At 71.9% G+C, this 10,619-nt stretch carries 10 protein-coding genes; 7 read left to right on the top strand and 3 right to left on the bottom strand.

The annotated features are described in order from the left end of the window. Positions 1-28 precede the first annotated feature (28 nt). Positions 29-796 carry a DeoR/GlpR family DNA-binding transcription regulator gene (locus tag ABZ386_RS35255; protein ID WP_358967658.1) on the bottom strand — a complete coding sequence of 256 codons (768 nt, stop codon included), beginning with the start codon at positions 794-796 and terminating at the stop codon, positions 29-31. A gap of 291 nt (positions 797-1,087) precedes the next feature. Continuing rightward, positions 1,088-1,897 (bottom strand): NAD(P)-dependent oxidoreductase, encoded by an 810-nt coding sequence (locus tag ABZ386_RS35250; protein WP_351346826.1) that lies wholly within the window; start codon positions 1,895-1,897, stop codon positions 1,088-1,090. Between the two features lie 221 nt (positions 1,898-2,118). On the opposite strand from ABZ386_RS35250, the gene ABZ386_RS35245 reads away from it, so the two are divergent. Next, positions 2,119-3,060, top strand: coding sequence for a 5-dehydro-4-deoxyglucarate dehydratase (locus ABZ386_RS35245; RefSeq protein ID WP_351346824.1), 942 nt, complete (start codon positions 2,119-2,121; stop codon positions 3,058-3,060). Next, complete coding sequence (locus ABZ386_RS35240; protein WP_358967655.1) at positions 3,057-4,220, top strand: hypothetical protein; 1,164 nt, start codon at positions 3,057-3,059, stop codon at positions 4,218-4,220. The genes ABZ386_RS35245 and ABZ386_RS35240 overlap by 4 nt, the downstream gene beginning before the upstream one ends. Here the strand turns inward: ABZ386_RS35240 and ABZ386_RS35235 are convergent. Next, positions 4,157-5,395 (bottom strand): MFS transporter, encoded by a 1,239-nt coding sequence (locus ABZ386_RS35235; protein ID WP_356668703.1) that lies wholly within the window; start codon positions 5,393-5,395, stop codon positions 4,157-4,159. The genes ABZ386_RS35240 and ABZ386_RS35235 overlap by 64 nt on opposite strands. 614 nt (positions 5,396-6,009) lie before the next feature. Between ABZ386_RS35235 and ABZ386_RS35230 the strand changes: the two genes are divergently transcribed. The 5 genes from ABZ386_RS35230 to ABZ386_RS35210 all read left to right on the top strand — a co-directional run bounded on the left by ABZ386_RS35230 (position 6,010) and on the right by ABZ386_RS35210 (position 10,581). Then, complete coding sequence (locus tag ABZ386_RS35230) at positions 6,010-6,360, top strand: hypothetical protein (RefSeq protein ID WP_355720125.1); 351 nt, start codon at positions 6,010-6,012, stop codon at positions 6,358-6,360. Beyond that, the gene (locus ABZ386_RS35225; protein ID WP_358967651.1) at positions 6,360-8,108 is read left to right on the top strand and encodes a putative T7SS-secreted protein; all 1,749 of its coding nucleotides are present in this window, start codon (positions 6,360-6,362) and stop codon (positions 8,106-8,108) included. The genes ABZ386_RS35230 and ABZ386_RS35225 overlap by 1 nt, the downstream gene beginning before the upstream one ends. Continuing rightward, positions 8,109-8,426: a YrhB domain-containing protein gene (locus tag ABZ386_RS35220; protein WP_037756979.1), complete on the top strand. Its 318-nt coding sequence runs from the start codon at positions 8,109-8,111 to the stop codon at positions 8,424-8,426. A 3-nt stretch (positions 8,427-8,429) separates the two neighbouring features. Then, positions 8,430-9,728, top strand: a complete 1,299-nt coding sequence (locus ABZ386_RS35215) for a YrhB domain-containing protein (protein ID WP_351346813.1) — start codon at positions 8,430-8,432, stop codon at positions 9,726-9,728. Positions 9,729-9,969: 241 nt separating this feature from the next. Continuing rightward, the gene (locus ABZ386_RS35210) at positions 9,970-10,581 is read left to right on the top strand and encodes a TIGR03086 family metal-binding protein (RefSeq protein ID WP_356504064.1); all 612 of its coding nucleotides are present in this window, start codon (positions 9,970-9,972) and stop codon (positions 10,579-10,581) included. The last annotated feature ends 38 nt before the right edge of the window (positions 10,582-10,619 follow it).

Genomic DNA, 10,619 nt, shown 5'->3' with positions numbered 1-10,619 from the left:
TGCCCGGTGGGGGACGAAGGGGGGTGGGTCAGACGCGGATGACCTGCGGTCCGAGCAGCGAGTAGCGGTGGGCTTCGGCCGTCGGCAGCAGGGTGCTCGTCACGATCGTCTCCAGCGTGCCGATCTCGGCGAACCGGCAGAAGCTGACCGCTCCGAACTTGGTGTGCACGCCCGCGAACACCGTGCGGCGGGCGGCCCGGATCGCCTGGGCCTTGACCTCGCTGACGGCCGGGTCGGGGGTGGTGAGGCCGTGCTCGCGGGAGATGCCGTTGGCGCCGATGTACGCCAGGTCGACGATGAAGCCGGCCAGCATCTTCGTCGTCCAGTGGTCGACGGTGGCGAGGGTGCCGGAGCGGACCCGTCCGCCCAGCAGCAGGACGGAGACGGTGTCGGTCCCGGCGAGGGCGCCCGCGACCGGCAGGGACGCGGTGACCACGGTCAGCGGCCGGTCCCGGGGGAGTGCCTCGGCGATGAGCTGCGGGGTGTAGCCCTCGTCGACGAAGACGGTTTCGGCGTCCCCGAGCAGCTCGGCCGCGGCGGCGGCGATCCGGCGCTTCTCGGGGACGTGGCTGGTGGCGCGGAAGGCGAGCGTCGTCTCGAACCCGGCGCTCTCCACGGGGTAGGCGCCGCCGTGGGTGCGGCGGAGCAGGCCGTGGTCCTCCAGGACGCGCAGGTCCCGCCGTACCGTTTCCTTGGCCACGCCCAGTGCGGCGGCGAGGGCGGTGACGTCGACCGATCCGTCGCGCCGGGCGGCCAGCACGATCTCGCGCTGGCGTTCTTCCGCGGTTCTGTTCATGGCCGTCACCCGCCTTCCTGCCGTGCTGCCCGTTCGGGCCCTCGGTCGGGCCATGGAGGAAGTTCTACAGCGGGTGTATCGCGGTGGCCAGGTCTGTTGCGGGCGCGATCCTGCCCGGGTGGGCCCGTTCGGTCTTGAGCGTGTGCGGGCCGTCGCGGGGAGGTCGTGGCTGTCTGCGGGCGCGTCGCGGCTGGTCGCGCGGTTCCCCACGCCTCTGAGGGCGTTGCCCGAATGCCCGGGCGGGCAGGCCCGTTTCGTGCCCGCCCGCCCGTGTGCGCCGTCTCTTTCCGGTCAGTACGGCCAGATCGGCGGGTCCGTCACGAAGTGGCCGCCGAGGTAGGCGTGCGCCTCGTTCCCCGGGTCCAGGTCGCCCTGCTCGGCGATGAGCTTCTCGGCCCAGGGCTCGGAGTCGTCCTGCGGCTCGTAGCCGAGCGCCCGGGCCGTGCCGAGGTCCCACCACAGGCGGGTGTTGGCGGAGGAGCCGTGGACGACGGTGTGGCCGACGTGCTCGGCGGTCAGGGCCGCGTGGAAGAGCCGGGCGCCGTCGGCGGGGCTCATCCACACCGAGAGCATGCGCACGCTGGTCGGCTCGGGGAAGCAGGAGCCGATCCGCACCGAGACCGTCTCCAGGCCGTGCTTGTCCCAGTAGAGCTGCGCCAGGTCCTCGCCGAAGCACTTGGACAGGCCGTAGAAGGTGTCCGGGCGGCGCGGGGTGTCGATCGGGATCAGCGGGTCGTCGCCCTGGGGGCGCGGGGTGTAGCCGACGGCGTGGTTGGAGGAGGCGAAGACGATCCGGCCGACGCCCTCCTCGCGGGCGGCCTCGTACAGGTGGTAGGTGCCCTCGATGTTCGCCTTGAGGATCTTCTCGAAGGGGGCTTCCAGGGAGATGCCCGCGAGGTGGATGATCGCGTCGACGCCCCGGACCGCCTCGCGCACGGCGTCCTTGTCCCCGAGGTCCGCGATGATCGCGTCCGGCGCGCCCTCGACGGGGCGCAGGTCGAGCAGGCGCAGTTCGTAGCCGTATTCGGGCAGCAGGTCCCGCATCAGGGTGCCGAGGCCGCCGGCGGCGCCGGTGAGCAGGACGGTGCGGGGAGCGGGCATCCTCGGATCTCCTTGATCGCCAACCGTGCACATGAGCGCACGGCATTCATATGCGTGGACACGCTAAGGAGATGAGGCGGAACCGTCAAGTGTGCTGCGGAAGGGATGAATCCGCTGGTGTGACGCGGGTGCGCGCGCTTGACCGGTCCCAAGGCGGCACCTTAGCGTGGAGATGTTCAGAAATGTAGACGCCAATCATGAATATGGAACCGGGAGAGCTTGTGACGTCAGCCCCTCTCGCCGCTCGACTCAACGTCCCCAGCGGGCCGCTGTTCTTCCCGGTCACCGCCTACGGACCCGACGGCTCCGTGGACCTCGACGCCTACCGCACGCATGTCCGACGCGGGGTGGAGGCCGGAGCCGCCGCCGTGTTCGCCTGCTGCGGCACCGGCGAGTTCCACGCGCTGACCCCCGAGGAGTTCGAGGCCTGCGTACGCGTCGCCGTCGAGGCGGCCGAGGGGCGCGTGCCGGTCGTCGCCGGCGCCGGGTACGGCACCGCGCTCGCGGTGCGCTACGCCCGTATCGCGGAGGCGGCCGGGGCGGACGGGCTGCTCGCCATGCCGCCCTACCTCGTGGTCGCCGGGCAGGAGGGGCTGCTGCGGCACTACCGGGAGGTCGCCGCCGCGACCGCCCTGCCGGTCATCGTCTACCAGCGCGACAACGCCGTCTTCACCCCGGAGACGGTCGTCGGACTGGCCCGCACCGACGGCGTCATCGGCCTCAAGGACGGGCTCGGCGACCTCGACCTCATGCAGCGGATCGTCAGCGCCGTCCGCACCGAGGTGCCGGGCGACTTCCTCTACTTCAACGGCCTGCCGACGGCCGAGCAGACCCAGCTCGCCTACCGCGCCCTCGGCGTCACGCTCTACTCGTCCGCCGTGTTCTGCTTCGCGCCCGAGCTCGCCCTCGCCTTCCACCAGGCCCTCCGGACCGGCGACGACGCCACCGTGGACAGGCTGCTGGACGGCTTCTTCCGCCCGTTCGTCGAGCTGCGCGCCCAGGGCCGCGGCTACGCCGTCGCCCTGGTCAAGGCCGGCGTACGGCTGCGCGGACTGGACGTGGGGGAGGTCCGGCCCCCGCTGCACGAGCCGACGGAGGATCATGTCAAGCAGCTCGCCGAACTGATCGAACGCGGCTACGCGCTGCTGGAGGAGGCCAAGTGAAGGCGTCGGCATTCGTCTACCCCTGGGACGTCAACGGGGACCCCGAGGCGCCCGCCCGGATCGCCGCGCTCGGCGTGGCGCAGGTGACGCTCGCCGCCGCCTACCACTCCACCCGCGCGCTCACGCCCCGCCACCCGCGCCACCGCATCGTCACCGCCGAACACGCCGCCGTGCTGTACCCGGCGGACGACCGCTGGAACGGGCGGGAGCTGCGCCCCTACGCGGCCGGCGACTGGGCCCCCGGGGACGCCTTCGGCGAGGCCGCCGGCGCGCTGGCGGAGGCCGGCCTGGAGGTGCACACCTGGGTCGTCCTCGCCCACAACTCCCGCCTGGGCGCCGAGCACCCGGACACCTCGGTCGTCAACGCCTACGGCGACCGCTACCCCTGGGCGCCCTGCATCGCGCAGCCCGCCACGCGCGCGTACCTGACCGACCTGGCGGCCGAGGCCGCCGTACGGCCCGGGGCACGCGGCACCGAGCTGGAGTCCCTCGGCTGGTACGGCCTGCAGCATCTGCACGCCCACGACAAGACCGGCGGCGTCGGCCTCGGGGACGCCGGGCAGTACCTGATGGCGCTCTGCTTCTGCCCGTCCTGCCGGGAGGGCTACGGCCGGCACGGCCTGGACGCGGACCGGCTGGCCGCGGCCGTACGGACCGCGCTGGAGCCGGTCTGGCAGGGGGCGCCGTCCGACGGGGGCTGGCCGGGCATCGAGAAGCTCCTCGGGGAGACGCTCGCGAACACCACGCGCGCGTACCGCGACGAAACCGCCCGCACGCTCCAGGAGGAGGCCGTCGCGGCGGTCCGGTCGGCCGCACCCGAGGGGTTCCAGGTGCTGCTGCACGCGGACCCGGTCTCCTACCACGTGGGCGCCAACCCCGGGGTGGACCCCGCGCACATCCTGTCCGTCGCGGACGGCGTGGTCGTCCCCTGCGCGGGCGGCACCGGCACGCTGGCGCCGTTCGCGCAGCAGCGCCGGGAGGGCGCCGTCATCGCCGCCAACTTCACCGTCGTCTCGGGCATGGGCGGCAGCCCCGGCACCCTCGCCGCCGACGCCGCCGGGGCGCGGCGCCTCGGCGCCACCGAGCTGCGGCTGTATCACGCCGGGCTGGCGTCCGACGGCGATCTGGAGACGGTCCGCTCCGCCCTCGCCCGGCTCTGAGACAGCCGGGCCGCGGTCACCAGCAGGCCCATGCCCAGGGCCACCAGCACCAGCCGGTGGCCCACCGCCTCGACCAGGACCGCCCCGGCGGCCAGCCCGACCACGTTCGGCGCGTAGACGAGGGTGTGGGCCGTGGCGGTGACACGGCCCAGCAGCGGGCCCGGCGTCTCGCGCTGCACGGACGTCAGCGCGGCGATCAGCACCGCGGGCAACCCCGCCCCGATCGCCGCGCTGCACCCGAGTGCCACCGGGTCGGACGGCACCGCGCGCAGGGCCACCGCGAGCGCCAGCAGCGCGATGCCGAGCGCCGCGAAGCGCAGCGCCCCCAGGCGGCGCAAGGCGGTGCCGGAGAGCAGGCCGACGGCGACCGAACCGGCGCCCTGCACGGCGTACAGCACACCGGCGTACGCGGGGGAGTGCCCGAGGTCGTCGACGACGGCGTACACCATCGCCCCGTTCAGGCCGGCGAACAGCATGGTGGCGCCGCCCGCCAGGACCAGGGGGCGCAGCACGGGGTGCGCCCACAGGTGGCGGGCGCCCTCGGCGGTCCGCTGCCGGCTGCTCCGGATGGGCGGCGGAGGCTTCTCCTCCCGGGCGCGCAGCAGGGCGTACAAGCCCGTAGCCAGCACGAACGTCGCCGCGTCCAGGAGTACGACGCCCGCGCCGCCGTACGCCGCGTACAGGCCCGCGCCCGCCAGCGGGGCCAGGAGCTTCATGCCCTCGGTGGCGGTCATGCGCAGGCCGTTGAAGTCGCCGAGCAGGGACGGGCCGACGGCGGTCGCGACGAGGGCCGACTCGGCCGCGTCATGGACGACACCCGCCGCCCCGTACACGAACAGCACCGCGTACAGCAGCCACAGGTCGCCCGGGGCGTCGACGCTCACGAGGGTGAGCAGCAGGGCACCCAGGAGCACGTTCAAGCCGATCAGCAGGGGCTTGCGGCGGCCCCGGTCGGCGAGGGCGCCCAGCAGCGGCCCGGCCAGGGTCGGCAGCCACATGGCGAGCAGGCACAGCGCGGCCAGGCCGTCCGAGCCGGTGAGGTCCTTCACCCACACGCCGGACGCCAGCCACAGGGCCGAGGTCCCGAAGCCGGAGACCACCACCGCGGAGAGGCAGAGCGCGGAGTCACGGTCGCGCAGGACCCGCACCAGGGGCCAGGTCGTTCTCGTCGTCATGCCTGCCCAGCGTGGCGCTAAGGCCCTGGGGAGGGGATCGGGCAGGTTCCTTAGAACGGCATCTCTGCGACAGCGGGGGAGGGCGCGGGTGAGACCGGCGAAGGCTCCGAAGCGACTGGCCTTGCGCTCATGGCCAGGTGTACATGGTCCGCTCGGTGCCATCGGCTCGCGTCGTCACAAGCTCCCTCTCCGTTCGGAGGCTCGCCCACGTCGGCTGCCTCTTTCACACCTGACCGGACCGACAATCGTGATCTTTGCGTATCGATCTTGTGTGTGACCGAGGTGGCCCATGAGGCTAGGGGGAAGCGTTGGTGCGTCATGTGCAAAGGTTGCGTTGTGACAGATTTGGGGGGTGGCACGGAGACGCCGATACGGCGTTCCCGACTCGCCGAGTACGCGGAGATGACCCAACGGCCCGAGTCACCCGTGGCTCCCGGTCGGCAGCCGGTTTCCGACAAGTCCGGTTCTGGCGAGACGACTCGACCGGCTGATCCGGATTGTGCCCCGAGGCCACTTGAGGCGTCCACGGTCGCTGAGGTGCCGTCGCTTTCGCGCTGAAGACGGGGCTCGCGGCCGGGACGTACTACGAAACCGACCAGTACGTCGCAGGAGCGATGAAGGTCGGCGTCAACTCGGTGATCGGCAATCCGCACGCCTCGGAGGACGAGATCACCGGCAAGGACTGGGGCGAGGTCTGGTCGAACAACCCGGTCACCCAGACCAGGGACGCCGACTACAGCAAGGAGTCCTTCGACCGGGCCTGGGAGACCAGCGCCCAGGGCTGGCGGGACGCGGGCCGGGACGTCATGACGTCCGAGAACCTGGTCGGCATGGGGATGGCGCCCGAGAGCATTCGCGAGCGTGCCGGGGTCTCGGATGCGACGTGGGAGCGGGTGCTGGACGAGCAGTTCGGCCCCTCGCCGGAGGAGCGCGCCCGGATGCAGGGCGGCGGGGGTGCGGGCTGATGGGCGTCCTCGACGACATCGGCGGCGGCCTGGGCAGGCTGAAGGACGGCGTCAACCACGGACTGAATGTTCTCGAGGACGGCGTCGACGCCGGTAAGAAGGTCGTCGGCGAGGGCGTCGACTGGGGTACCGACCGGCTCGGTGACGGCCTGGACCGGGTCGGTTTGGAGGGTGCCGCGGACGCGGTGGAGGACTGGGGCGACGAGGTCGCGTCCGACCTCGGAGCCACACCGGGCGAGCAGCAGCTCGGCCAGACCGAGGAGGCCAACGAGCTGGTCCACGGCAACCCCGAGAAGATCCGGAGCAGTGCCAAGCACCTGCGGGACTTCTCCGCCGCCTTCGACAAGGTCGGCTCGGGGATGAAGAAGGTCGACTCCTCCGCCTGGCGCGGCGAAGCCGGGGACGCCTTCCGTGAGAAGTTCGGCGTTCACCCCTCGAAGTGGCTCCGGGCCGCCGACGCATGCGAAACCGCCGCCACAGCCCTGGACGCGTACGCGGGCACGGTGAAGTGGGCGCAGCAGCAGGCGCAGGAGGCCATCGAGCTGTACGCACGAGGCAAGAGCGCGTCCGAGAAGGCCATCGGGGAGTACAACCAGAAGGTCGACGCCTACAACGCCAAGGTGCGGGCGGACCAGGACCCCGGCCCCACTCCCGGGCCGTTCCACGACCCCGGCAGGGAGACCATCCGGCAGGCCCGGGAGAAGCTGGCCCGGGCCCGTGCTCAGCGGAACACCGCCGCCGGTGACGCCGAGGCGGACATCAGGAAGGCACTCGCCCACGCCCCGGCGGAGCCGCCGCCGCTGGACCGCCTGACCGGCAACGTGGTCGACGGCCTCGTGGCGACCGGCGTCGAGCTCAACCACGTCGTGGGCGGTGTCGTCAAAGGCACCGCGGGCCTGGTCAGTTTCGCCCGCGGCCTGAACCCGGTCGACCCCTACAACCTGACCCACACCGCGGAGTACCTCCAGAACATCTCCCTGACGCTCTCCGGCCTGGTCTCGACCGCGGCCCACCCCGAGCGCGCGCTGAACGCCGCCGTGGACGGCTTCAAGAAGGACCCGTCCGAGTTCATCGGCCGCCTGGTGCCCGAGCTCATCGGTACGAAGGGCGCGGGGCTGGCGCGGGGCGGTCTGCGCGCTGCGGTGAGGGAGGGGATGGAGACGGGAGCGGGAGCCGCGAAGGCCGTACCCAACGGTGCGAAGGTCGCGGACGAGGCCGCCGACGTGGCGCCCAAGGACTGGAGCGACCTCGCACGGTCCACGGACCACGTCAAGGAAAAAGCCATCCATTACGACTCCGTGGACCCACAGAAGGCCCAGGAGTTTCTGGACAGCGAATATCCGTGGTTGAAGGACGTCAACAATACCGATACTCCTGGCTATCGAGACAACTGCAGCCATAACGTCGTCTCCGTGGACCGCAGGCTGGACGGGGTCGAGGTGAGTGCGGCGCCCAAGCTGCAGCCGGATCACATTCCCCCGGAGCAACTCGGCCTCAAGGACAGGGCCAAGGGCCAATACGACATGGTCAAGAGCTACGATGACATCATCCGAGACCTCCAGGCGCGCGGAGAGGGTTCGAGAAGCGCCGTGTACGTGAGCCGACCCGACGGCAGCGCCCACGTCTTCAATGCCGTGAATACCAAGCACGGGGTCGTTTTCCTCGACGGGCAGTCAGGAACCCTCGGAATACTGGAGAAAAATGTGTCATCGATCGGACACATTCCTTACCGCGATGGGAGCTCCTAAGTGCTGAGTCGTGACGAGGCCGTGGCGGCGGCCGCCGAATACCTGAAAACCAAGGCTTTCCCTGAGAAGCCCGATTCTGTAGTAATGCTGCCGGAAACAGCGATCCGGTTCCCTTACGGCTGGACCGTGCGCTTCGATTTCAAGGAACACATCGACACGGGCGACCCCACGCAGGCTCCGTTCACGTCGCTCATCGTGGTACCGCACGACGGCACCGATCCGCACTTCTCCCCGACCTACCTTCCGGCGGACAAGTACATGGAACTCCGCGCGACGGGTGAATGGCCCCATGGATGGCCGCCGAAGAGGGGGCACTGAGGGATGTCGAGTCCCGACCAGAGGGCAACCGCCTGGCTGAACGCCACCTACGGTGGACTCGTGCGGCTGGCCGTCGGGCACCCCGTGCACGAAACGACGGCCGCATGGCTGATGGCCTGCCGACCGCTGCCGCAGCCGGGGTTTCCGGAGACGCCGATGTTGGCCGCGTCGGTCGTCGTCCCCAAGGACGGCGGGACCCCGTTCCACCCGGCGCCCAGTGCCCCACTCGCGGACCTGGAACCCGTGGCACCGGAAGACGCGGCTCGCCGGGTCGAGACGCAGCCCCGTCGGATCAACATCCGCGGATGTGTCGTGACTCTGCACTCCACGATCAACGGCGCCCCCTCCACGCCCCTGCCCTGGCAGCCGTCGGACGAGGCGCCCGGCTGGTGGGAACGGCTGACGCGTCGCTATTTCCCCGAGTTCACGCGCGTCGGGGCCGGGGGGTGGGACGACGTGATCCGGGCGGTCACGGAGACCGGGCCGGACACCCGTGGCCTGGTCTGGGTCCGCCGGGAGATCGGTGGCCACGAGGCGACCGGCAACCTGCTCTACGCGCACAACCACAAGGGACAAGTGGTTCTCCTCGACGCGCTGACCTCCTCCCTCGCCCGCCTCGACCCGTCCATGGTCCGTGAACTCGTGCTGCTCCGCGCGCTGCCCGGCGCGTTCACGCCGCGCCTCGACCCGTGGGAGCACGCGGCACCCGACTTCGCCTCCGCGGTCGACAAAGCACGCCGCTGGCTTCAGGACGCCTACCACGGCGAAGTGGAACTGCACGCCCCGACCGCGCAGGACGAGACCACGCGCGGCTGGGTCTTCTCCTGCAACACGAGCCGTTTCCTGCGCGAAGGTCACTGGCAGGACTGCATGCTCGACGCGACGGTCGTGGTCCCGAAGGACGAGACCGCGCCCTTCGGCCTGCCCAACACCGACCCGTGGGGCTGGCTCGCCCGCTGGGACGCGGGCGGCACACCCGGCACGGCGGACCTCCCGAAGCCGCCGCCTCCCGCCCGCGCCGCGTGGTTCGAGTCGACGCTCGCCGACCTCGGCGCCGTGCTGTCCGTGTCCGAGCACCAGGACTGGGCGGCGGCGGTCGAGGCGGCTTCCGCACTGCCCGTCGCGGCCCGCGCCCTGATCTGGGCTCGCCGTACGGACGGCCGGGGCCGCGAGGCCGTCGGCCAGCTGGTGAACGCGCTCCGCCTGGAGGACGGCGTCGTCCTGGTCGACGGCGCGTCGGGCGAGCCGGCCGTCCTGGACCCGACGGGAGTCCACCGGTTGCACGTCGTCCGGTACCGCTGAGGGACGTCCGGGCAGGCAGCGCCGACGAGCACCCGGCCTCCGATGGCCGGGGCGACGCACGTCTCGCCCGGGCCGTCGGGGGGCGTCATCCCGGCCGGTGGGCCGTCGCGGCACGCCCGTCGCACCGGCCGGCCCGTGCGACGCGGGGCCGTAGACGGAGAGCAGGGAAACGCCGAGTGGGCGATGAGTTCTGCGGTCGGTGGCGGTCTACCTTCCGGATGACACACGGAGGAGCAGCCCCATGACCGACAGCACTCCAGGCACGACCGGCCCGACCCTCGACCTCGGACCCCAGACGGAGGCCCTGGCGCAGCTGGTGGCCGGTGTCGGCGACGAGCAGCTGGCCGGGACGACTCCCTGCCCCGAGTACGCGGTGCGCCACCTGCTCGGCCACCTGGCCGGGCTGACCATCGCCTTCCGCGACGCCGGCCGCAAGGACCTCGGCGCCACGACCGACACCAGCCCGGGCTCCACGCTCCCGGACATCGGGCCGGGCTGGCGCGCGGAACTGCCCAAGATCCTCGCCGAACTGGCCGACGCCTGGCGCGACCCGGCCGCGTGGACCGGCATGACCCGGGCCGGGGGCGTCGACCTGCCGGGCGAGGTCGCCGGGCTCGTCGCCACCGACGAGCTGGTGATCCACGGCTGGGACCTGGCCCGCGCGACCGGCCAGGAGTACACCCCCGACCCGGTGGCGCTCCAGGTCTGCCACGACTTCCTCGCCGCGAGCGTCGACGACCCGAGCCGGGGAGAGATCTTCGGGCCTGTGGTCCCGGTGGGTCCCGATGCGCCGCTGCTGGACCGGGCGGTGGGGCTGAGCGGCCGGGATCCGGGGTGGAAGCCCAGGTCGTAGAAAGCGATTGCTGCTTATTGCGTCAGAAGCATTGACGA

The organism is Streptomyces sp. NPDC006140 (genome assembly GCF_040628815.1).
In the GTDB taxonomy this organism is placed as follows: domain Bacteria; phylum Actinomycetota; class Actinomycetes; order Streptomycetales; family Streptomycetaceae; genus Streptomyces.
The sequence above is the reverse complement of the archived record's forward strand: the minus strand, read 5'-3'. Positions and strand labels throughout refer to the sequence as shown.

Coding starts and splice junctions, on each gene's coding strand:
- ABZ386_RS35225 (WP_358967651.1), top strand. CDS start 6,360: ATGGGCGTCCTCGACGACATCGGCGGCGGCCTGGGCAGGCTGAAGGAC.
- ABZ386_RS35250 (WP_351346826.1), bottom strand. CDS start 1,897: ATGCCCGCTCCCCGCACCGTCCTGCTCACCGGCGCCGCCGGCGGCCTC.
- ABZ386_RS35230 (WP_355720125.1), top strand. CDS start 6,010: ATGAAGGTCGGCGTCAACTCGGTGATCGGCAATCCGCACGCCTCGGAG.
- ABZ386_RS35255 (WP_358967658.1), bottom strand. CDS start 796: ATGAACAGAACCGCGGAAGAACGCCAGCGCGAGATCGTGCTGGCCGCC.
- ABZ386_RS35210 (WP_356504064.1), top strand. CDS start 9,970: ATGACCGACAGCACTCCAGGCACGACCGGCCCGACCCTCGACCTCGGA.
- ABZ386_RS35235 (WP_356668703.1), bottom strand. CDS start 5,395: ATGACGACGAGAACGACCTGGCCCCTGGTGCGGGTCCTGCGCGACCGT.
- ABZ386_RS35215 (WP_351346813.1), top strand. CDS start 8,430: ATGTCGAGTCCCGACCAGAGGGCAACCGCCTGGCTGAACGCCACCTAC.